At 63.1% G+C, this 21,961-nt stretch carries 21 protein-coding genes; 18 read left to right on the forward strand and 3 right to left on the reverse strand.

Annotated elements, in window-relative coordinates; all coding sequences use genetic code 11:
* Window positions 1–48 precede the first annotated feature (48 nt).
* From J2W46_RS16380 to J2W46_RS16405, 6 genes are all read left to right on the forward strand, one after another.
* Window positions 49–375 carry a YbaB/EbfC family nucleoid-associated protein gene (locus J2W46_RS16380; protein WP_310065282.1) on the forward strand — a complete coding sequence of 109 codons (327 nt, stop codon included), beginning with the start codon at window positions 49–51 and terminating at the stop codon, window positions 373–375.
* A 303-nt stretch (window positions 376–678) separates the two neighbouring features.
* Window positions 679–1,275 carry a recombination mediator RecR gene (gene recR, locus J2W46_RS16385; protein ID WP_310355017.1) on the forward strand — a complete coding sequence of 199 codons (597 nt, stop codon included), beginning with the start codon at window positions 679–681 and terminating at the stop codon, window positions 1,273–1,275.
* A gap of 66 nt (window positions 1,276–1,341) precedes the next feature.
* Window positions 1,342–2,592 carry a CaiB/BaiF CoA transferase family protein gene (locus J2W46_RS16390; protein ID WP_020065849.1) on the forward strand — a complete coding sequence of 417 codons (1,251 nt, stop codon included), beginning with the start codon at window positions 1,342–1,344 and terminating at the stop codon, window positions 2,590–2,592.
* A gap of 97 nt (window positions 2,593–2,689) precedes the next feature.
* A complete protein-coding gene (locus J2W46_RS16395) occupies window positions 2,690–3,727 on the forward strand; it encodes an ABC transporter substrate-binding protein (RefSeq protein WP_088174565.1) in 1,038 nt (345 codons plus the stop codon).
* A gap of 106 nt (window positions 3,728–3,833) precedes the next feature.
* Window positions 3,834–4,646, forward strand: a complete 813-nt coding sequence (locus J2W46_RS16400) for an ABC transporter ATP-binding protein (protein WP_020065851.1) — start codon at window positions 3,834–3,836, stop codon at window positions 4,644–4,646.
* Window positions 4,647–4,703: 57 nt separating this feature from the next.
* Window positions 4,704–5,528, forward strand: coding sequence for an ABC transporter permease (locus J2W46_RS16405; protein WP_020065852.1), 825 nt, complete (start codon window positions 4,704–4,706; stop codon window positions 5,526–5,528).
* Window positions 5,529–5,655: 127 nt separating this feature from the next.
* Here J2W46_RS16405 and J2W46_RS16410 read toward each other — a convergent pair whose 3' ends face one another.
* A complete protein-coding gene (locus J2W46_RS16410; protein WP_310355019.1) occupies window positions 5,656–6,630 on the reverse strand; it encodes an NADPH:quinone oxidoreductase family protein in 975 nt (324 codons plus the stop codon).
* Window positions 6,631–6,839: 209 nt separating this feature from the next.
* On the opposite strand from J2W46_RS16410, the gene surE reads away from it, so the two are divergent.
* The 6 genes from surE (at window position 6,840) to rlmD (ending at window position 13,073) form a co-directional block, all read left to right on the forward strand.
* On the forward strand, window positions 6,840–7,598 hold the full coding sequence (gene surE / locus J2W46_RS16415; protein ID WP_020065854.1) for a 5'/3'-nucleotidase SurE: 759 nt from the start codon (window positions 6,840–6,842) through the stop codon (window positions 7,596–7,598).
* Window positions 7,595–8,719, forward strand: coding sequence for a protein-L-isoaspartate(D-aspartate) O-methyltransferase (locus J2W46_RS16420; RefSeq protein ID WP_310355021.1), 1,125 nt, complete (start codon window positions 7,595–7,597; stop codon window positions 8,717–8,719). Before surE ends, J2W46_RS16420 begins: the two co-directional genes overlap by 4 nt.
* Window positions 8,720–8,724: 5 nt before the next feature.
* Window positions 8,725–9,672 carry a peptidoglycan DD-metalloendopeptidase family protein gene (locus J2W46_RS16425; protein WP_310355022.1) on the forward strand — a complete coding sequence of 316 codons (948 nt, stop codon included), beginning with the start codon at window positions 8,725–8,727 and terminating at the stop codon, window positions 9,670–9,672.
* Window positions 9,673–9,683: 11 nt separating this feature from the next.
* On the forward strand, window positions 9,684–10,763 hold the full coding sequence (gene rpoS, locus J2W46_RS16430) for an RNA polymerase sigma factor RpoS (RefSeq protein WP_310355024.1): 1,080 nt from the start codon (window positions 9,684–9,686) through the stop codon (window positions 10,761–10,763).
* A 4-nt stretch (window positions 10,764–10,767) separates the two neighbouring features.
* The gene (locus J2W46_RS16435; RefSeq protein WP_027798806.1) at window positions 10,768–11,544 is read left to right on the forward strand and encodes a 3'-5' exonuclease; all 777 of its coding nucleotides are present in this window, start codon (window positions 10,768–10,770) and stop codon (window positions 11,542–11,544) included.
* Between the two features lie 98 nt (window positions 11,545–11,642).
* Window positions 11,643–13,073 carry a 23S rRNA (uracil(1939)-C(5))-methyltransferase RlmD gene (gene rlmD / locus J2W46_RS16440; protein ID WP_310355028.1) on the forward strand — a complete coding sequence of 477 codons (1,431 nt, stop codon included), beginning with the start codon at window positions 11,643–11,645 and terminating at the stop codon, window positions 13,071–13,073.
* 131 nt (window positions 13,074–13,204) lie between these two features.
* On the opposite strand, the gene J2W46_RS16445 is transcribed toward rlmD, so the two are convergent.
* Window positions 13,205–14,017 carry an outer membrane protein assembly factor BamD gene (locus tag J2W46_RS16445; RefSeq protein ID WP_123282643.1) on the reverse strand — a complete coding sequence of 271 codons (813 nt, stop codon included), beginning with the start codon at window positions 14,015–14,017 and terminating at the stop codon, window positions 13,205–13,207.
* An 86-nt stretch (window positions 14,018–14,103) separates the two neighbouring features.
* Here J2W46_RS16445 and J2W46_RS16450 point away from each other — a divergent pair, with 86 nt between their 5' ends.
* Together J2W46_RS16450 and pgeF are read left to right on the forward strand one after the other, a co-directional pair.
* Window positions 14,104–15,381 (forward strand): RluA family pseudouridine synthase, encoded by a 1,278-nt coding sequence (locus J2W46_RS16450; protein ID WP_310355030.1) that lies wholly within the window; start codon window positions 14,104–14,106, stop codon window positions 15,379–15,381.
* Window positions 15,378–16,238, forward strand: coding sequence for a peptidoglycan editing factor PgeF (gene pgeF / locus J2W46_RS16455; RefSeq protein WP_310355032.1), 861 nt, complete (start codon window positions 15,378–15,380; stop codon window positions 16,236–16,238). The genes J2W46_RS16450 and pgeF overlap by 4 nt, the downstream gene beginning before the upstream one ends.
* Window positions 16,239–16,380: 142 nt before the next feature.
* On the opposite strand, the gene J2W46_RS16460 is transcribed toward pgeF, so the two are convergent.
* Complete coding sequence (locus tag J2W46_RS16460; RefSeq protein WP_310355034.1) at window positions 16,381–16,638, reverse strand: hypothetical protein; 258 nt, start codon at window positions 16,636–16,638, stop codon at window positions 16,381–16,383.
* 203 nt (window positions 16,639–16,841) lie between these two features.
* Here J2W46_RS16460 and phaC point away from each other — a divergent pair, with 203 nt between their 5' ends.
* From phaC to phaR, 4 genes are all read left to right on the forward strand, one after another.
* A complete protein-coding gene (phaC, locus tag J2W46_RS16465; RefSeq protein WP_310355243.1) occupies window positions 16,842–18,734 on the forward strand; it encodes a class I poly(R)-hydroxyalkanoic acid synthase in 1,893 nt (630 codons plus the stop codon).
* Window positions 18,735–18,859: 125 nt separating this feature from the next.
* Window positions 18,860–20,041 carry an acetyl-CoA C-acetyltransferase gene (locus tag J2W46_RS16470; protein ID WP_020065864.1) on the forward strand — a complete coding sequence of 394 codons (1,182 nt, stop codon included), beginning with the start codon at window positions 18,860–18,862 and terminating at the stop codon, window positions 20,039–20,041.
* A gap of 201 nt (window positions 20,042–20,242) precedes the next feature.
* Entirely contained in the window at window positions 20,243–20,983 is a 741-nt protein-coding gene (locus tag J2W46_RS16475; protein ID WP_020065865.1) for a 3-ketoacyl-ACP reductase, read from the forward strand.
* Between the two features lie 129 nt (window positions 20,984–21,112).
* Complete coding sequence (gene phaR / locus J2W46_RS16480; protein WP_020065866.1) at window positions 21,113–21,736, forward strand: polyhydroxyalkanoate synthesis repressor PhaR; 624 nt, start codon at window positions 21,113–21,115, stop codon at window positions 21,734–21,736.
* Window positions 21,737–21,961 lie beyond the last annotated feature (225 nt).

Below are 21,961 nucleotides of genomic sequence, written 5' to 3' on the forward strand. Positions count from 1 at the left end.
GGGCGCGCGCGATTTTAGAATTTCACGCTATCAAGAAGGAGCATTTCCATGATGAAAGGTCAACTCGCCGGGCTGATGAAACAAGCCCAGCAGATGCAGGAAAACATGAAGAAGATGCAGGAGCAGCTCGCTCAGATCGAAGTCGAGGGGCAGTCGGGCGCCGGTCTCGTGAAGATCACGATGACCTGCAAGAACGACGTGCGCCGCGTGTCGATCGACCCGAGCCTGCTGACTGACGACAAGGACATGCTGGAAGACCTCGTCGCCGCTGCGTTCAACGACGCCGTGCGCAAGGCCGAAGCCACCGCTCAGGAAAAAATGGGCGGCATGACCTCGGGCCTGCCGCTGCCGCCGGGCTTCAAGCTGCCGTTCTAAAAGCGACGTTGCAAGACGGAGCGGGCTCGAACGGTGAGCTAACGCCGCATGTGAGAGATGCGCGTCGCGTTTGACTGCTGCGCGCCGCAATCACCGGCTTCGCATCCGATGAGCCGGTCGTTGCGCGCCGCGCAGGCGCGCCCCTTGGGGGCCGCCTGGACTTAGCGCCGGCCATGATACTCGACCCGCCTGCGCGATCCATCCGCAGGCGGGCAAAGCCTGACAGCATCTGAAGAACCGCAACACGCCGAACCGCACTACGAACCCATCTGCCTTGGCAAACCCACCTCGACGCCGATTCGCATGAAACAACCTTCCGCCTTGTCGGCGCTCGTCGAAGCGCTGCGCGCGCTGCCCGGAGTCGGGCCAAAGTCCGCGCAACGCATGGCGTATCACCTGATGCAGCACGATCGCGACGGCGCGGAAAAGCTGGGCCGCGCGTTGCTGTTCGCGACCGAGCATCTGCAGCACTGCGAGAAGTGCAACACCTTCACTGAAGCGCAAATCTGCGAAGTGTGCCTGGACCCGGAGCGCGATCCGACGCTGCTGTGCGTCGTCGAAACGCCTGCCGACCAGATCATGCTCGAACAGACCATGACGTACCGCGGTCTATACTTCGTGCTGATAGGCCGTCTGAGTCCGCTCGACGGTATCGGGCCGAAGGAGATACATTTCGACCGACTGGTCAGGCGAGCGTCGGACGGCGTTGTCAAAGAAGTCGTGCTGGCAACGAATTTCACTAACGAAGGCGAGGCGACCGCGCATTACCTCGGGCAGACGCTCAAGGCGCGCGGCCTGTCCGTCACGCGCCTCGCGCGCGGCGTGCCGGTAGGCGGCGAACTGGAATACGTCGACGCCGGCACGATTGCCCGCGCGATGCTCGATCGCCGCTCGATGTAGCGACACCGCGCCGCAATCGCGCGAGCGGCGTCGCCGCCACAAAAACAGAACAGAACGAAGGAGACTATGAGCGCAACTCCCGAATCAGGCGCCAACGAGGCGAAAGAGGCGCCGCAAAGCCAACCCGGACCGCTTGCCGGCGTGAAGGTGCTGGAACTCGGCACGCTGATCGCGGGGCCGTTTGCCGCCCGCTTTCTCGGCGAGTTCGGCGCGGACGTGATCAAGATCGAAGACCCCAAGGGCGGCGATCCGCTGCGCAAATGGCGCAAGCTCTATCCGGAAGTCGGCGGTACGTCGTTATGGTGGGCCGTGCAGGCGCGCAACAAGAAATCCGTCACGATCAATCTGAAGGCCGAGGAGGGCAAGGAGATCGTGCGGCGTCTCGCACGCGAAGCGGATATCGTCGTCGAAAATTTTCGGCCTGGCCTGCTCGAGAAACTTGGGCTCGGTTATGACGTGCTGTCGGCGGAAAACCCCGGGCTCGTGATGGTGCGCCTGTCCGGCTACGGCCAGAGCGGACCGTATCGTGACCGGCCCGGCTTCGGCGCGATCGCGGAGTCGATGGGCGGCTTGCGGCACATCACCGGCTATCCGGATTTGCCGCCGCCGCGCATCGGCATCTCGATCGGCGATTCGATCGCGGCGCTGCACGGTGTGATCGGCGCGCTGATGGCGCTGCATCACAAGCAGGTGAACGGCGGCAAGGGGCAGGTCGTCGACGTCGCGCTGTACGAGGCCGTCTTCAACATGATGGAAAGCGTCGTGCCCGAATACGGCGTCTACGGCATGGTGCGCGAGCGCACCGGCGCGTCGCTGCCTGGCATCGTGCCGTCAAATACTTATCCTTGCCGCGACGGCAGCATCGTGATCGGCGGCAATAGCGATCCGATCTTCAGGCGCCTGATGATCGCGATCGAACGCGAAGATCTCGCGAACGATCCCGCTCTCGCGCATAACGACGGTCGCGTGCCGCGCACGCAGGAAATCGACGCCGCGATTGCCGCGTGGCTCGCCACACGCACCATCGACGAAGCGCTCGCGGTGCTCAACGCAGCAGACGTGCCGGTGGGCCGCATCTATAGCGTGGCTGACATGTTCACCGATCCGCAGTATATGGCGCGCCAGATGATCCAGCGCTTCAAGTGGCAGGACGGCCGCGAGATCACGCTGCCGGCGGTCACGCCGAAGCTCTCGGAGACGCCTGGCGAGACGCGCTGGCTCGGCCCCGAACTGGGTGAACATACCGATGAAGTCCTGCAATCGCTAGGTTATGATGCAGACCACATCGCAAGGTTGCACGCGCAACAAATTGTGTGAACCACGCGCGTGGACCACGCGTGTGAGCCACGCCCGCTGCAGCCGAATAAATAAAATCGCAAGACCAGATTTTGCAAGAGCCTTGGAGACAACGAACATGCATCGCAGAAGCTTCCTCGCCGGTACCGCCGCGCTTGCTGGCGCCTCGCTGACGGCTACGCCGCTCGCTTTCGCACAGAGCAAACTGGAAACCACGAAAGTGGCCATTGCTGTCGGCGGAAAAAACCTCTTTTACTATTTGCCGCTCACGATCGCCGAGCGCCGCAATTACTTCAAGGACGAAGGACTCGACGTCGAGATTTCCGACTTCGCCGGCGGCTCGCAAGCGTTGAAGGCGGCGGTGGGCGGCAGCGCGGATGTCGTCTCCGGCGCGTTCGAACACACGTTGCTGCTGCAGGCGCAGAAGCAGTCGTTTCGCGAGTTCGTATTGCAGGGACGCGCGCCGCAGATCGTGCTCGCGGTCTCGAAGAAGACCATGCCGAACTACAAGTCGATCGCCGATCTGAAGGGCAAGAAAATCGGCGTGACGGCGCCGGGATCGTCGACTTCGATCATGGCGAGCTTCGTGTTGGCCAAGGGCGGGCTGACCGCGAAGGACGTTGCGTTCATCGGCGTCGGCGCGGGCGCCGGCGCAATCGCGGCGCTGCAGTCCGGGCAGATCGACGCGCTCGCCAATCTCGACCCCGTCATGACGAAACTCGAACGTACCGGCGAAATTCGCGTCGTCTCGGATACGCGCACGCTCGCCGACACGCGCAGCGTGTTCGGTGGCGACATGCCGGCAGGGTGCCTGTACGCATCGCAGAGTTTCATCACGAAGAATCCGAACACCACGCAGGCGCTGACCAACGCGATGGTGCGCGCGCTCAAGTGGCTGCAGACCGCGACCGGCACGGAACTCATCAACACGGTGCCCGAAGGGTATCTGCTCGGAGATCGCGCGGTCTATCTGGACGCATGGCAGCACGTGAAGGAAGCGATGTCGCCCGATGGCCTGATGCCCGCAGATGGCCCTGCGACGGCGCTCAAAACCTTGCAGGCGTTCGACCCGGCGGTGCAGGGCAAGCCGATCGACGTATCCAGGACGTGGACGAACGACTTCGTCAAGAAAGCGCTGACAACGGTGAAGGCCTAAGGTCGTTCTCCTCGCACTAAGTCACGTCACGTCACGCCATGTCACGCCACGCCTCGCTCGGCGCGTGACGTCCCATTCCGAACCGATCCACGAACAGAGTCGAACGATGACCGTTGCAGCCCTGGCGCTCGAAAACATCACTTGCACGTTCGCTGCGCGCGACAACCGCGCGCAACGCTACACGGCGGTCAAAGACACCACGTTGAGAATCGCGCCGGGCGAGTTCGTCTCGGTGGTGGGCCCGACCGGCTGCGGTAAATCCACGTTGCTCAACGTCGGCGCCGGTTTGCTTGGGCCGTCGTCGGGCTCGGTCAGCGTATTCGGCGAGCCGTTGAAGGGCATCAACCGGCGCGCGGGTTACATGTTCCAGGCCGACGCATTGATGCCGTGGCGCTCGGCTATCGACAACGTGCTCGCGGGCCTCGCATTTCACGGCGTGCCGCAAGCCGAGGCGCGCGAGAAGGCCGACGAATGGCTCAAGCGCGTGGGCCTCGGCGGCTTCGGCGACCGTTATCCGCACCAGTTGTCGGGCGGCATGCGCAAGCGCGTCGCGATGGCGCAGACGCTGATTCTCGATCCGGACATCATCCTGATGGACGAACCGTTTTCGGCGCTCGACATCCAGACGCGTCAGCTGATGGAAAACGAGTTGCTCGAGCTGTGGGCGGCCAAACGCAAGGCAGTGCTCTTCATCACGCACGATCTCGACGAGGCGATCGCGATGTCCGACCGCGTGGTCGTTCTGTCGGCGGGGCCGGGTACGCATCCCATCGGCGAATTCACGATCGACTTGCCGCGTCCGCGCGACGTCGCGGAAATCCGCTCGCATCCGCGCTTCGTCGAATTGCATGCGCAAATCTGGAGCGTGCTGCGCGACGAGGTCCTCAAGGGCTATCAGCAACAACTGAGCGCCGTCTAATGACCGTTGGCGCGCGTCACGTTTTACGTCTATCAATCGTCTAAGGCAAACCGAGTCATGTGGAAGACGTTGCGCCCTAACCGGGCGAATCTGGTGATCTGGCAATGGCTGCTGCTCGTGCTGTGCTTCGTGCTCTGGTACGTGCTGACGAGCCCGACGCTCTTGCCGGCGTTTTATTTCGACGACCCGAACAAGGCAGCGTTCTTCTTCGGCGAACCGCAAAAAGTGCTGCTGCGGATCTGGGAGTGGTTCACGACCGGCGAGATTTATCTGCACCTGTGGATCACGCTGCTCGAGACCGTGCTCGCGTTTGCGTTCGGCACGGCGCTGGGTCTTGGTGTCGGTTTGTGGCTTGCGCTGTCGCCGCTCGCGAGCGCGCTATTCGATCCGTATATCAAGGCCGCGAACTCGATGCCGCGCGTGATTCTCGCGCCGATCTTCGGCGTGTGGTTCGGTCTCGGCATCTGGTCGAAGGTCGCGTTGGGCGTCACGTTGGTGTTCTTTATCGTGTTCTTCAACGTGTATCAAGGCGTGAAGGAAGTGAGCCCGGTCGTGCTCGCCAACGCGCGCATGCTCGGCGCGAACGGCAAGCAGCTGCTGCGTTTCGTCTATTTGCCGAGCGCGATGAGCTGGGTCTTTTCGAGCTTGCATACGTCGGTGGGCCTGGCCTTCGTCGGCTCGGTGGTGGGCGAGTATCTCGGCTCGGCGCGCGGCGTCGGCTACCTGATTCTGCAAGCCGAAGGCACCTTCGACATCAACACGGTGTTTGCCGGCATTCTGGTGTTGACCGCGTTCGCGCTGGTGCTCGACGCGATCGTCGGCGTCGGGGAAAGGCATCTGATGAAGTGGCAGCCGAAAACCGGCGATACCGAAAAGCTCTAGGAATCGCAACGCCGCAGAAAAGAAAAACAGCGTGTGAGCTGAAGAGCCACACGCTGTTTTATTTTGCCGAACGCCCAGTGGTCTGCTGCGCGCCCGCAGCCCTACCGTAGCCACGGGGCGCCGACAGTCATGGCGTAATCACCACCTTGCCGATCACCCGGCGCTCGGCCATGTCGCGCAGCGCGCGCCCTGTTTCTTCGAGCGGGTAGCGCGCCGACACGTAAGGTTTGAGCTTGCCTTCGCCTATCCAGCCGACCATCTGTTCGAACGCGGCATGATTGCGCTCGGGCTCGCGCTTCGCGAAATCTCCCCAGAACACGCCGACCACGCTTGCGCCTTTGAGCAACGTCAGATTGAGCGGCAGCTTTGGAATTTCGCCGTTCGCAAAACCCACCACCAGATAGCGCCCGCGCCAACCGATGCTGCGAAACGCCGGCTCCGTATACACGCCGCCGACCGGGTCGTAGATCACGTCTGGACCGCGCCCGTCGGTGAGTGCCTTGATGCGCTCGCGCAAGTCTTCGGTGCTGTAGTTGATCGTCGCGTCCGCCCCATGCTTTTTGCATATGCTCAGCTTTTCGTCGCTTGAAGCGGCCGCGATCACGCGAGCGCCGAGCGCCTTGCCGATTTCGACAGCCGCGAGGCCGACACCGCCTGCCGCGCCTAGCACGAGCATCGTCTCGCCAGCTTGCAACGCGGCGCGATCCACGACCGCATGGTGCGAGGTGCCATACGCCAGCGTGAACGCCGCAGCGAGTTCGAAGTCGACGCCGTCCGCGAGCGGAACGCATGCCGACGCGCTCGCTACGGCCTGCTCCGCGAAGCCGCCCGAACCGGTGAACGCGACCACGCGCGAGCCCGGCGTGAACTGCGTGACGCCCGCACCGACCGCGCGCACGATTCCCGCGACCTCTGAGCCGGGTGTGAAGGGCAACGGCGGTTTGAACTGATACTTGTTCTCGATGATCAGCACATCGGGAAAGTTGACGGAGGCGGCCTTCACGTCGATCACGACCTGCCCGGCCTCGGGCAAAAGCTCCGGCAGGTTCTCTACGGTGAGGTTTTCGGGCGGCCCATATTGATTGCAGCGAATCGCGCGCATCGTGTCTCCATTCGGTCAGGGTTCACAGTCGCTTCGAGTGTAAAGCATCCGTACGACCGTACGTTTATCCCCGTTGGCGGAGCGCGCAGGTCCCGTTACTGCAAGCCTCGTGCGCCTTGTGGCGAGCCCGGCGCCTGCGCTTTGCGTGGTGCGCGCAACACCCCGGTCGTGTCGTTCGCGCGCCTTCTTTCCTCGGTTACAATCGCCGCATGCGAATTCTACTCAGCAACGACGACGGTTATCTGGCGCCCGGCCTTGCCGCGCTTTACGAAGCGCTCAAGCCGCTCGCGGATGTGACCGTGATGGCACCCGAACAGAACTGCAGCGGCGCGTCCAATTCTCTGACGTTGTCGCGGCCGCTTTCGGTGCTGCGCTCGGCCAATGGTTTCTACTACGTGAACGGCACGCCTACCGACTCGGTGCACATCGCGCTGACGGGCATGTTCGACCACACGCCCGATCTCGTCGTGTCGGGTATCAACAACGGTCAGAACATGGGCGAAGACACGCTCTATTCGGGCACCGTCGCGGCCGCTACGGAAGGCATCATGTTCGGTGTGCCGGCCATCGCCTTCTCGCTGGTCGACAAGGACTGGGTGCATCTCGAAGACGCGGTGCGCGTCGCCGCAGAGATCGTCGCGCACTATCTTGCACATCCGCTGCCGGGGCATCCGCTTCTGAACGTCAATATTCCGAACCTGCCGTACGAGCAATTGCGCAGCTGGCATATCACGCGTCTTGGCAAGCGGCACCCGTCCCAGCCGGTGATCCGCCAGACTAATCCGCGCGGCGAACCGATCTACTGGATCGGACCGTCGGGCAGCGCCCGCGATGCTAGCGAAGGGACCGATTTCCACGCAGTCGCCAACGGCCATGTGTCGATCACGCCGCTGCAACTGGATCTGACCCACACGCAGATGTTGCCGGCGGCGCGCGACTGGGCGCGCGCGGGTAGCGGCGCTTCATGACGAGCGAGCGCGCGAAGCGCTTCCCGCTCGGTCTCGAGGATCTGGTGCGCGAGCCGCGCCGGCCGGAAGGCCGTCCGGGCGAGGTGCGCGCCGCAGCACTTGCCGCGAGTGCTGCGCTCAATGCGAGGCAACAGCCCGCTAGGAATCTGCAGCCCGGTGTAGCGGGCAAACCGCAGTCGAAGCAAGGTCAAGTGCAGGCGCCGGTCCCGGCAAAGTCGCCGGTCGGTGCGCAGGCGAGGCCACAGGTCATGACGCCGCCAAAGCCGCTCGCCGCGCCCGCGCCAGCAGCGAAAACGTCGGCAAGGCCTGTCGTCCAAAGTGCGACCGCGCGGCCGTCGTCATCGGGCAGAAGCGCTGCGCCGGCATCGGCATCGACGCCCGCGCGAGTGCCAGCCCAATTGGCGTCGTCGGCAAAATCCGCAAGCCGGCCGGCGGAGCGCAGCGCAGCGCCGAACGTGGCTTTGAACGGCGCCATGGCGTTGACCTCGGAACGGGTTCGCGAACGCATGGTCGAACGCCTGCGTGCGAACGGCGTTACCGATCAGCGCGTGTTGAACGCGATGTCGGTCGTGCCGCGCCACATGTTCGTCGACCCGGGTCTCGCGGTTCAGGCCTACGAAGATGCGGCGCTGCCGATCGGGCATCACCAGACTATCTCGAAGCCGTCGGTGGTCGCGCGAATGATCGAACTCGCGGCGGCGGGCCGCACGCTGACCAACGTGCTCGAAATCGGCACGGGTTGCGGTTATCAGGCGGCGGTGCTGAGCCAGGTCGCGCGCGAGGTGTATTCGATCGAACGGATCAAGCCGTTGTCCGAGCGCGCGAAGACAAACTTGCGTCCGCTGCGAATTCCGAACATCCGGCTGCACTATGGCGACGGGCGTTTGGGCCTGCCGTCGGCGGCGCCGTTCGACGCCATTCTGATCGCCGCCGCGGGCCTCGACGTACCGCAAGCATTACTTGAACAACTCGCGATCGGCGGCCGTCTGATCGCGCCGGTCGGCTCGCAGGAAGGTCAGAGCCAGGTACTGACGCTCGTCGAGCGTCTCGGACCGGCGCAGTGGCGCGAGTCGCGGCTTGATCGCGTTTTCTTTGTACCCTTAAAATCCGGAGTGATTTGACACCGATGAGTATGTTGCGCGCGATGCAAAGAACCAGTCTGAATATCCCTATGTCCGTAACCCAGCGCAGCGTGTGCGTGCTCGCCTTGTCCCTGTTGATGACAGCCTGTGCATCCCGGCTCGATCAGGCGCCGGTCGTCGACCGCTCCGGCGGCAATGTGCTCAGCACGCAGGCTGGGCAGCAGCCGCCGGTGCCGCTCGGGCCGCCGCCGCCGGGCTACTACCGCGTGAAGCCCGGTGACACGCTGTATCGGATCGCACTCGAGAACGGCCAGAACTACCGTGACATTTCCGCGTGGAACAATCTCACGAACCCGAATCAGATCGAGGTGGATCAACTGCTGCGCGTCGTACCGCCGGGCGCGAATACCGCCGCGTTGACGCCGGGCGTGACGACCGCGCCCATCGGCAGCACCGGCGCAGTGCAGGGCGCGCCGCTGAACGGCACGTCGCCGTCCGCAGGTGGTGCGGCCGGCGTCGCCGCGCCGCCCATCTACGGTACGACTGCGAACAACGCTGCGCTCACGCCGCCGTCCAGTACAGGTGCGGCAGGTGCGGCGAGCGATTCGAGCGCCGGCGCATCCGGCAACGTGAACTTCGCGTGGCCGGTGCGTGGTCCGTTGCTCGGTACATTTAACGATTCGACAAACAAAGGTGTCAACATTGGCGGCGCGGCGGGCGATGCAGTAAAGGCCTCCGCCGACGGCCGCGTGGTTTATGCCGGAAATGGGCTGCGTGGTTACGGCAATCTCATTATCATCAAGCATGATGCAACTTATCTCACCGCGTATGCACACAACCGCTCTTTGATGGTAAAAGAGGGGGACGCGGTAACGAAAGGGCAGAAAATCGCCGAGATGGGTAACAGCGATTCAGACCGCGTCATGTTGCATTTCGAAGTTCGCCGACAGGGTAAACCTGTCGACCCACTGAAGTATTTGCCGCCGCAATAAGCGATACGACCATGCCGAAATCGAAGCGCAGCCTGCCGCAAGCCGAATCTGAAACGATCAGCGATGCCACGTCCGCTTCGGTGGACGAAAGCGGCGCTTCCGAAGCGGAAGAAGAGACTGTTGAAGAACGCGAACTCGACGAGCGTCAAAGCGCGGAAGAAGGCGGCGACGCGCGCGAAGGCGCGGCCGAGGTCGTGCCCGACGCCGACGACTTCCGCGCGCTGCTGCAGGCCGAGCTGACGGCCGACACGATCCAGCATTATCTGAACCGCATCAGCGTAAAGCCGCTCCTCACCGTCGAAGAGGAGCAGAAGTACTCCCGTCTTGCGAAGGCGGGCGAGTTCGAAGCACGGCAGGTAATGATCGAGCGCAATCTGCGGCTTGTCGTCAGCATCGCTAAGGGTTATCTGAACCGCGGCGTGCCGCTGCTCGATCTGATCGAAGAGGGCAACCTCGGCCTGATGCATGCGATCGAAAAATTCGATCCCACGCGCGGCTTCCGGTTTTCTACTTACGCGACGTGGTGGATACGACAGAGCATCGAGCGCGCGATCATGAACCAGGCGCGCACCGTGCGCTTGCCGGTGCACGTGATTCGCGAGCTCAATCAGGTGCTGCGTGCAAAGCGCCATCTGGAAAAAAATTCGATGAATTCGGGCGAAGCAGCCGAGCGCCGCGACGCCAGCATCGACGACATTGCATATCTGACTGGTAAGACCACTGACGAAGTCACTGACATTCTCGCGCTGAACGAGCACACGGCGTCGCTCGACGCACCGCTCGATCTCGATCCCGCCAGCAGCCTGCTCGATCTGTTGTCCGATGACCAGAGCCAGTCGCCGGACGCGGAGGTCCAGCATCGGGAACTGGAGACGCTTACGCGCGCGTGGCTTGCACGCTTGTCGGACAAGCATCGTCATGTGATCGAACGCCGGTTCGGCCTGAACCACATCGAGCCCGCCACGCTCGAAGAACTCGCCGACGAAATGGGCCTCACGCGCGAGCGTGTGCGCCAGATCCAGCAAGAAGCGCTCGTGCGCTTGAAGCGCTTTTTCGCCTCCAACGGCGTTCGGAAAGACGCCGTTCTCTAACCAGATGACACCGATTCTTGTTTTCGACATCGAGACGATTCCCGATGTCGCCGGCATCCGCCGCCTCGAAGATTTGCCCGCCACAATGAGCGACGCCGAAGTCGCCGAACATGCGTTCGCCGCCCGCCGCGAGAAGACGGGCAGCGATTTTCTGCCGCATCATCTTCAACGGATCGCCGCAATTTCCTGCGTCTTTCGCGACAACAACGGTTTTCGCGTGCGCTCGCTCGGCACGCTGGAAGACGGCGAAGCGGCGCTCGTGCAGTCGTTTTATCGCGTGATCGAGAAGTACACGCCGCAGCTCGTGTCGTGGAACGGCGGCGGCTTCGACTTGCCGGTGCTGAACTATCGCGCGCTCGTCAACGGAATACCCGCCTACCGGTTCTGGGATCTCGGCGAGGACGACCGCGAGTTCAAGTGGAACAACTACATCAGCCGTTATCATGCGCGCCACACCGATCTGATGGACGTGCTCGCGATGTACCAGGCGCGCGCCAACGCGCCGCTCGACGCGCTGGCGAAAATGTGCGGCTTTCCCGGCAAGATGGGTATGGACGGCAGCCAGGTGTGGCATGCGTATCAGGAAGGGCGGATTGAGGAAATCCGTAATTACTGCGAGACCGACGTCGTCAATACGTATCTGCTCTATTGCCGCTTTCAGCTCATTCGAGGCGCATTTTCCGCCGCGGAATACGCCGACGAGATCAATCTGGTCAAGAACGCACTGGCGCTCGAAACGGCGCCACAATGGGCGGAGTATCTTGCAGCGTTCGATCAGTAGCGCTGCAGGCGGTGCCGGCGATGCGCGTGGGGTGAGGGCGTCGCCCGGCGCTTCGTCTACAATCTCGCCTTTCCCCAAAGTTTGCCAGGAAGTAGCAGGTGTCCCGAACTGCCCCCCACCGTCGCTCGCCGAAGCGCCCGTCGAAATATCATAAGACGCCCGCTCCGGCGCCGGCGCTAGTCATTACCGGCAATGAACCGGTCATTGAAATCGTTTCACTCGATATGGAAGCCCGCGGCGTTGGCCGCATAGAGAGCGAGGACGGCACGCCCGGCAAGGTGGTCTTCGTCGAAGGCGCGCTGCCCGGTGAGCGCGTGAGCTACTCGACACATCGCAGCAAGCCGAAATTCGAGCAGGCCGAAGTCGTCCAGGTGTTCCGCGAAAGCGTGATGCGCACCAAGCCGAAGTGTGTGTACTTCGACATTTGCGGCGGCTGTTCGATGCAGCATCTCGATATTCGCGCGCAAGTCGCGGTCAAGCAGCGCGTGCTCGAGGACAACCTTCAGCATCTGGCGAAGCTGCGCCCCGAAACGGTGTTCCGGCCGATTCACGGACCGGCTTGGGGTTACCGCTACCGCGCGCGTCTCGCGGTGCGTTTTCTGCCGGAAAAAGGCGGCATGCGCATCGGCTTTCACGAGAAGAAAAGCAGCTACATCGCGGATATGAAAACGTGCGAGGTTCTGCCGCCGCATGTATCGGCCATGCTGATGCCGCTGCGCTTCATGGTGCGCAAGCTGTCTATTTACGATCGCATGCCGCAGCTCGAACTGGCGGTCGGGTCGTCGGTGACGGCGCTCGTCGTGCGCAACCTGGAGCCGTTGACTTCTGCCGACGAGCAGGTGCTGCGCGAATTCGCCGACGAGCACAAGGTCCAGTTCTGGATTCAGCCGGGCGGGCCCGACACCGTCACGCCTCTCTATCCGCTCGATGTGCAGCTCGACTACACGCTGCCGGAATACGACATCCGGATGCCGTTCAAGCCGACTGACTTCACGCAGGTGAATCACGCGATCAACCGCGTGCTCGTGAGCCGCGCGCTACGCCTGCTGGCGCCGGCGCGCAGCGACCGCGTGCTCGACCTGTTCTGCGGCATCGGCAACTTCACGCTGCCGCTCGCGCGTGTCGCGAAGGAAGTAGTGGGTATCGAAGGCAGTGAAGTGCTCACCTCGCGCGCGCTCGCCAACGCGGAGCTGAACGGCGTGGCGGCGCACACGTCGTTCGCGTGCCGCAATCTTTTCGAAGTTACCGCCGACGACATTCGCGCGCTCGGCCACTTCGACAAGTTCCTGATCGACCCGCCGCGCGAAGGCGCGCTCGCGGTCGCGAAGGCTTTGGCGGAGATTGCTCAGAGCGGCGAAGGGCCGCTGCCGCAGCGTATTGTCTACGTGTCCTGCAATCCGTCGACACTTGCGCGCGACTCCGGTCTGCTCGTGCATGAGGCCGGCTACCGGCTGGTGGGCGCCGGCGTCGTCAACATGTTCCCGCACACGTCGCATGTGGAGTCGATTGCGTTGTTCGAGCGCGATTGACGAAGCGCGAACGCATGAACGCATCAGCGAACGCATAGACCGACGCTTGGACCCACCGCACAAAGCAAAACGCCACGACCTGGGTCGTGGCGTTTTTCACTTGCAGCCGATGTTTCAGCGTGCCGCGCGGCTTAGAACTGCCACCACGACTTTTCCTTACCCGGCCTTGCATGGCCCGTGATGTACGGGCTGTCGGGGAAGGTGCCGGCCAGGACGCGCTTCGTGTCGTCGGCCAGTTGCGGCTGGTTCAGCTTCTCGTACGACAGCATCATGATGTGCAGTGCGTCTTCGATAGCCGGTGCGTTCTTGTATTCCTTCAACGCGAGTTGCGCGCGGTTGATCGCAGCCACATAGGCGCCGCGGCGGTAGTAGTAGTCTGCCGCGTGGACTTCGTGAGACGCAAGCGCGTTCACGATGTAGCGCATGCGCTGTGCGGCGTCGGGCGCGTATTTGCTGTTCGGATAACGGTCGACGACGACCTTGAACGCATCGTACGACTCACGCAGCGACTTCGGATCGCGCTCGCTCATGTCCTGACCGGAGAAGCGGCCGAAGAGACCGAGGTCGTCGTTGAAGTGGATCATGCCCTTCAGGTAGTACGCATACGCGATGTCCGGGTGATCCGGGTGCAGCTGGATGAAGCGGTCGATAGCCTGGTCGGCGGCCGCGGCTTCATTGTCTTTCCAGTTGCAATACGCGACGTTGATCTGGGCCTGCTGTGCGAAGTGGCCGAACGGGTCGCGGCCTTCGAGCATTTCGAAGTATTTCGCGCACTTGCCGAAATCGCCGCCGCTCAAGGCGTCGTTCGCCTCCGTATATAATTTGTTGTTGTTCCACGTTGCCGTTTCGTCGGTCTTCTCCGGCAGGCCGTGGCAAGCCGCAACAACCGCGACGGCTGCGGCACACGCAATGTATCCGGCCACTTTCCGGGCCGCGTTCTTCATGGCCTTCAAATTGATCGCCGCTTTAGTGATGGTGTTCAAGGCTCGCATTTTCCAGTCTAGCTTTACGTCCAGGTGACCCAGACTCAATGACCCGCTCAAATACTCCAGGCGCTGCAACCGGTGCCGGGAATAGCAACGAAGATTATAACGTAAGCGCCGACCCCTCCGACGCGTTGGGCGCCGATTCGCTCGACGACGATCTCGGCGTCGACGCGCTCGGCGAGGCCCGTGCGGCGAGCACGATACCCACCGTGGCGAACCGTGTCGCCGACGAAACCCCGCGCCATGTCGTGGTTCCCGACGAACTGGCGGGCGAGCGCCTCGACAAGGTGCTCGCGCGCGTGTTCCCCGAGTTTTCGCGTAACCGGCTTCAAAGCTGGATCGAGGCGGAGCGCGTGCGCATCGACGGCAAGCCCGCGAAAATCCGCCAGCCGGTTCCGCTCGGCGCGACGATCGAACTCGTGCCGGATCTGCTGCCCGAACAGCTCGCGTTCACGCCCGAACCGGTGCCGCTGGAAATCGTCTACGAAGACGACACGCTCGTGGTCGTCAACAAGCCGGCCGGCATGGTCGTGCATCCCGCGGCCGGCAACTGGAGCGGCACGATGCTGAACGGTCTGCTGTACCGTTACGGAGACGCGGCGGCGGGCTTGCCGCGCGCGGGCATCGTGCATCGGCTGGACAAGGAAACGTCAGGGCTGATGGTGGTTGCGCGCACGCTCGAAGCGCAGACCGACCTCGTGCGCCAGTTGCAGGCGCGCACGGTGAAGCGCCGCTATCTCGCGCTCGTGTGGGGCAACATGCCCGAAGAAGGCACGATCGACGCGCCGATCGGCCGCGATCCGCGCGAGCGTACCCGCATGGCAGTGGTTACGGGCGCATCGGGCAAACCGGCGCGCACGCATTTCCGGCGCGTCGATACGGCGATCTGGCAGCGTCAGCCGGTCACCGCGATCCATTGCGATCTGGAAACCGGCCGTACGCATCAGATCCGCGTGCACTGCGCGCATATTGGCCACCCGCTGCTCGGCGATCCTGTCTATGGTCGCGCCCGCGGCAAGCGTTCTGTTACGCCGCTGCCGGGCGAGTTCGCGCGTCAGGCGCTGCATGCATGGCGCCTCGGTCTGATTCATCCGAAAACCGGCCGCACGATGCAATGGCGCGCCGACGTGCCCGAAGACATCGCGGCGCTGTCGGCGGCGCTCGGTCTCGGCCGCGACGATGCGGGCGATTTCGACGAGACGTACTATGAGGAAGACGGCTACGAAGCGTCGCTTGGCGAGGAGATGGACGACCTCGATGAGCACGATGACGACGACGCAGCCGCGGACCATTCAGAGCAAGACGAGGACGATCGCGCATGACGAGCCTGCCGCAACTGAGCTTTGCCGATGTCGTGCAACCCGCCTGGAACGTGGCGCCGCGGGTGCGTGCGCTCGTCACCATGCGCGACGGCGGCGTGAGCGAGCCGCCGTTCGGGCGTTGGCGCGACGGCGCGGACCAGCCCGGCGGCCTGAATCTCGGGATGAAATCCGGTGACGATCCGGCGGCCGTCGCCGCCAATCGCGCGCGGCTCCTGGAACTAGCTGGCTTGACTGAGGCAGCGTGGCTCGATCAGGTTCACGGAGCGCGCATCGTGCGTGCAGAAGACGCGCTTAGCGAAGCGCGCGCGAGCGGTGCGCCGGCGCAGGCTGACGCGAGCGTTACCGATCGTGCGGGCATCGCGTGCGTCGTGATGATCGCCGACTGCATGCCGGTGCTGTTGTGCGACGAAGCGGGGCGTGCAGTCGGCGCAGCGCATGCGGGATGGCGCGGACTCGCGGCAGGCATCGTGGAGCAAACGGCGCAACGCGTCGCGGAACTCGCCGGCGTGCAAGCGGGCGCGTTGCACGCGTACCTGGGACCGTGCATTGGACCGGAGTCGTTCGAAGTAGGTGCGGACGTGCGTGACGCCTTCATGAACGGCACGGACGAAAGCGGGCGAGAGGCCACGGCGAGTGCTTTCGTCGAACATCCTCGAAACGCCGGCAAATACCTTGCGGACCTTCCTGCGCTGGCGCGCTTGCGTTTGCAGCGGCTCGGCGTGACGCGCATTGCCGGCGGCGATCTGTGCACGGTCACGCAACGTGAACGGTTCTATTCGTATCGTCGCGATCGGGAGACCGGCCGCATGGCCGCCTTGATCTGGCTCGACGATCAGGCACAAACACTCGGTGACTGACGTTCAGCGACTGACCCGCTGTGTGATCCGAGGCCTAACGATATGACGACTAACGTGCGGCCCCGGCACACGGCGATCGTTCGCACGCGTCGCACGCCGCGCTATCCATGAGAATACGTCTGCCCGTTTCCCATAGCGGGAACTACGCTTTTTGCTGCGCTGCCGGAACCTGATCGAGTCGATAAAGCAGCGGCGATTCAGCGTTGTGCTGCGCTTCATAAATGTGATTAAAGCGCCGTAGAACGCGAGCTTTTTTGCAGATCAGCCATGCGTTTGACATATGGCCGAAAATCACGTCAGGCGATACAGGGAAAACGATAATTAAAAAACTATCGCACTGCGGCAAAATCGGGAACAAGCATTGACATGCCTTGCGATGGGGAGCAAGAATGTTTCTCACAGCTCCTCGTACATGGGACAGGGCGTGACGAGGGCGCGAGCGATCGCCCACGTGCGCATGAACCTGCCTCTCAACCGTCCGCAAGGACTTACCGGTCAAAAGCAGGTATGGCAGCTTCTCATTCCTCAGCTTCCCCCAGCACCGACTCCTCGAAGGAGCAAACGCAGCAGGCCGACACGAGCGGAGCTACACCGGCCGCGGGCATGCAGCAATTTTTCGACGCCTGGTTAAATGCGTGGCGCGCGCTCGGCGCGGCGCCCTCTGGCAACGGCACGCCGTTCGCCATGCCGCAGGTTCCTCCAGCGCAAGGCGCGACACCCTGGAGCTTGCCGCAAATGCCGTCGTTTTCAGGAGCATTTCCGGGAACATTCCCAGCGTCGTTTCCAGGACTCGGGTCTTTCCCCGGCTTCCCAGGCATGCCTGACTTCAGCAAGCTGGCAGCGGGTGCGATGCCAGCCATGCCGTCGTTGGCAGGCTTGAACATGCCAGCCGCGGCGATTCCCCCCGAGCGTCTGCAGAAACTGCAAGCCGACTACACGCGCGAAGCAATGGTCCTGCTCCAGCAGGCGAGCGGCAACGGCGCGGCACCGAAGGCGCCCGAACTCAAGGACCGCCGCTTCAGTTCGGACGCATGGAGTTCCACGCCGGCCTTCGCATTCACCGCTGCCTGGTATCTGCTGAACGCGCGCTATCTGCAGGAAATGGTCGACGCGCTGGAAGCCGAACCGAAAGTGCGCGAGCGCATCCGTTTCGCAGTTCAGCAATGGACGGCCGCCGCATCGCCGAGCAACTTCCTCGCGTTGAATCCCGAGGCGCAAAAAACCTTGCTCGAAAGCCATGGCGAGAGCTTGCGTCAAGGCGTGATGAATCTGCTTACGGACATGCAGCGCGGCAAGATCTCGCAAACAGACGAATCGCGCTTCGTGGTCGGCGAAAATCTCGCGACCACCGAAGGCTCCGTCGTTTTCGAAAACGAGCTGATGCAGCTGATCCAGTACAAGCCGCGCACGGCGACCGTACGCGAGCGTCCTTTGCTGATCGTGCCGCCTTGCATCAACAAGTACTACATTCTCGACCTGCAGCCGGAGAACTCGCTGGTCGCGCATGTGCTCGATTCGGGACATCAGGTGTTTCTGATTTCCTGGCGTAACGCGGATGCGTCGATCGCCCATAAAACGTGGGACGACTACGTCGGTGAAGGCGTTCTCACGGCATTGGAAACGGTGAGCCGGATCAGCGGGCGCGAGCAGATCAACACGCTCGGCTTCTGCGTAGGCGGCACGCTGCTCGCCACGGCGCTCGCGGTGGCCGCGGCGCGCGGCGAACATCCGGCTGCGTCGATGACGCTGCTCACCGCGATGCTCGACTTCTCCGATACGGGCGTGCTCGATATCTTCGTCGACGAAGCGCATGTGCAGATGCGCGAGCAGACCATCGGCGGCAAGAACGGTACGCCGCCGGGACTGATGCGCGGGGTCGAATTCGCCAACGCGTTTTCGTTCCTGCGGCCGAACGACCTCGTGTGGAACTACGTGGTCGACAATTATCTGAAGGGACGCACGCCGGTGCCGTTCGACCTGCTGTACTGGAACAGCGACTCGACAAGCCTGCCAGGCCCCATGTATGTCTGGTATCTGCGCAATACGTACCTCGAAAACCGTCTGCGCGAGCCAGGCGCGCTGACTACTTGCGGCGAGCCGGTGGACCTGTCGAAGGTCGACGTGCCCACCTTCATCTACGGTTCGCGCGAAGACCATATCGTGCCGTGGCAAACGGCTTATGCGTCGGTGCCGCTCCTCACCGGTCCGTTGAAGTTCGTACTCGGCGCGTCGGGTCATATCGCCGGCGTGATCAATCCGCCCGCGAAAAAGAAGCGCAGTTACTGGACGCTCGACGGCGAAACCGCGGAATTGCCGGAAACGCCTGACGAATGGCTCGGCGCGGCGAAAGAAGTACCCGGCAGCTGGTGGCCCGAGTGGACCACATGGCTCGATCAGTACGGCGGCAAGAAGGTGAAGCCGCGCGCGGCGGCCGGATCGCAGGAGTTCCCGGTAATCGAGCCGGCGCCGGGGCGCTACGTGCGGCAGCGCGAGTAAGGCGCTACGGCGTGCGGTTCAACCGGACGCAGGCAACGGGACGAGTGAGCGTTTTTGACGAGCAACAAGATTTTTAACGTGACGGGCTGCGGCGTAATCAGCCGATGTGCCCGGAGGATATCGAAATGACTGATGTTGTGATCGTATCGGCCGCCCGTACGGCAGTAGGCAAATTCGGTGGGTCGCTGGCGAAGATCGCGGCGCCCGAACTCGGCGCGACGGTGATCCGCGCGGTGCTGGAACGCGCGGGCATGAAGCCCGAGCAGGTGAGTGAAGTGATCCTGGGTCAGGTGCTGACGGCGGGCTCGGGGCAGAATCCGGCGCGCCAGTCGCTGATCAAGGCCGGTCTGCCTGCGGCAGTGCCGGGCATGACGATCAACAAGGTCTGCGGTTCGGGCCTGAAAGCGGTCATGCTGGCCGCCAACGCGATCATTGCGGGCGACGCGGACATCGTGATCGCCGGCGGTCAGGAAAACATGAGCGCCGCACCGCACGTGCTGCCTGGCTCGCGCGACGGTTTCCGTATGGGCGACGCAAAGCTGATCGACTCGATGATCGTCGACGGCCTGTGGGACGTGTACAACCAGTACCACATGGGCGTGACGGCTGAAAACGTCGCGAAGGAATTCGACATCACGCGCGAACAGCAGGACGCGTTTGCGGCGTTGTCGCAGAACAAGGCTGAAGCCGCACAGAAGTCGGGCCGTTTCGACGACGAAATCGTGCCGGTCGAAATCCCGCAACGCAAGGGCGACCCGGTGCGTTTCGCCACCGATGAGTTCGTGCGCCACGGTGTGACGGCCGAATCGCTTGCAGGGCTCAAGCCGGCTTTCTCGAAAGAAGGCACGGTCACGGCGGCCAACGCTTCAGGTCTGAACGACGGCGCGGCGGCGGTGCTCGTGATGTCCGCGAAGAAAGCGGAAGCGCTCGGCCTCACGCCGCTTGCGCGCATCAAGGCGTACGCGAACGCGGGTGTCGATCCGAAGGTCATGGGCATGGGCCCGGTACCGGCTTCGCGCCGCTGCCTCGAGCGGGCAGGCTGGAGCGTGAACGATCTCGACCTGATGGAAATCAACGAAGCGTTCGCCGCTCAGGCGCTCGCGGTACATAAGCAGATGGGCTGGGACACGTCGAAGATCAACGTGAACGGCGGGGCGATTGCGATCGGCCACCCGATCGGTGCGTCCGGCTGCCGGATTCTCGTCACGCTGCTGTATGAAATGCAGAAGCGCGATGCGAAGAAGGGTCTCGCTTCGCTGTGTATCGGCGGCGGCATGGGCGTCGCACTGGCGCTCGAGCGGGTTTGAACGAGCGCGCGCCCCGCCTGCGCGCGAGGCGCCAGGAGGTGCCGGACCAGGTGTTCAGGCGCGCCGCACGCGGCGCGCGAGCGCAGTAGCGGCCTCACAGCCGTTCGCGAGAGGGCGGCGCGATCAAGCATCAGGCGAGGGCAGAGGTAGCCGGTCGGAACAGCCGGTCGGCGCCTCGAAAACGATAATGGAGTCAAGGTCATGACACAGCGAATTGCGTATGTAACGGGCGGCATGGGCGGCATCGGCACGAGCATCTGCCAGCGGCTGCACAAGGAAGGCTACAAGGTCATCGCGGGCTGCGGTCCGAATTCGCCGCGCCGCGTGAAGTGGCTCGAAGAGCAGAAGGCGCTGGGCTTCGATTTCGTCGCGTCCGAAGGGAATGTCGGCGATTGGGAGTCGACCAAAGCCGCGTTCGACAAGGTCAAGGCCGAAGTCGGCGAGATCGACGTGCTGGTGAACAATGCGGGCATCACCCGCGACGTGGTGTTCCGCAAGATGACCCACGAAGACTGGACCGCGGTGATCGATACCAACCTGACGAGTCTCTTCAATGTCACCAAGCAGGTGATCGACGGTATGGTGGAGCGCGGCTGGGGCCGCATCATCAACATTTCGTCGGTGAATGGGCAGAAGGGGCAGTTCGGCCAGACCAACTACTCGACCGCGAAGGCCGGCATTCACGGCTTCACGATGTCGCTCGCGCAGGAAGTGGCCACCAAGGGCGTGACGGTCAACACCGTGTCGCCGGGCTACATCGGCACGGACATGGTCAAGTCGATCCGCCCCGACGTGCTGGAAAAGATCGTTGCGACGATTCCGGTGCGCCGCCTCGGACAGCCGGACGAAATCGGCTCGATCGTGGCGTGGCTCGCGTCGGAAGAATCGGGTTTTTCGACGGGTGCGGATTTTTCGCTGAACGGCGGTTTGCATATGGGCTGAGTTACAGGCGCGCCGCTCACAAGGCAGCGCGGTCTGGCTCGGATGGTTCCGGCGGCGTCCCGGTTGCGCAAATGCCCGATTGCGCAGCCGGCACGCCGTCCGCGCTCTACTTGCGCTCAAAGGCGTTACATGACTACTACTACAAAGAAAGCAGCCGAACGACTGATCAAGAAATATCCGAATCGTCGGCTGTACGATACCGAGACGAGCACGTACATCACGCTGACGGACGTCAAGCAACTCGTGCTGGACCAGGAGGATTTCAAGGTCATCGATGCCAAGAGCAACGAAGACCTGACGCGTGCGATCCTGCTGCAGATCATCCTCGAGGAGGAGAGCGGCGGCTTGCCGATGTTCTCGTCGTCGATGCTGTCGCAGATCATCCGTTTCTACGGCCACGCGATGCAGGGCATGATGGGCACCTATCTGGAAAAGAACATTCAGGCTTTCATCGACATTCAGGCAAAGCTCGCCGATCAGTCGAAGAACCTGTATGAAGGCAAGGCGATGAACCCCGAGGTGTGGTCGCAGTTCATGAACATGCAGGCGCCGATGATGCAAGGCATGATGACGAGCTACATCGAGCAGTCGAAGAACATGTTCGTGCAGATGCAGGAGCAGATGCAGAACCAGGCGAAGTCCATGTTCGCCACATTCCCGTTCACGCCGGGCGGCGCGGTCAACGTGCCGGGCGGCGCCAATACCGCGGCGCCCGCTAGCCCGCAGGCCAATCCCGAACCGGAAAAGAAGTAGCCGTCCGAGCCCGCCAGGCGCGGCTTCTAGCCGTGCAGCGCGTAGCGGCGCGGACTTGCGGCATGGCTGGTGCGGCGCGCGGCAGGCTGAGCGGCGCGAGCGCGGTACAATAGCGGGTTGCGTGCGCGGGACGCTCGTTCTCAGGATCTGGGCGTTGTGAACGACCCGTTCTCCCGTCCTCGCCGCGCTGTCCCGATCGTCCCCATTGTCGCCACGTCACCGCTA

The organism is Paraburkholderia strydomiana, from assembly GCF_031456815.1.
GTDB lineage: Bacteria > Pseudomonadota > Gammaproteobacteria > Burkholderiales > Burkholderiaceae > Paraburkholderia > Paraburkholderia caledonica.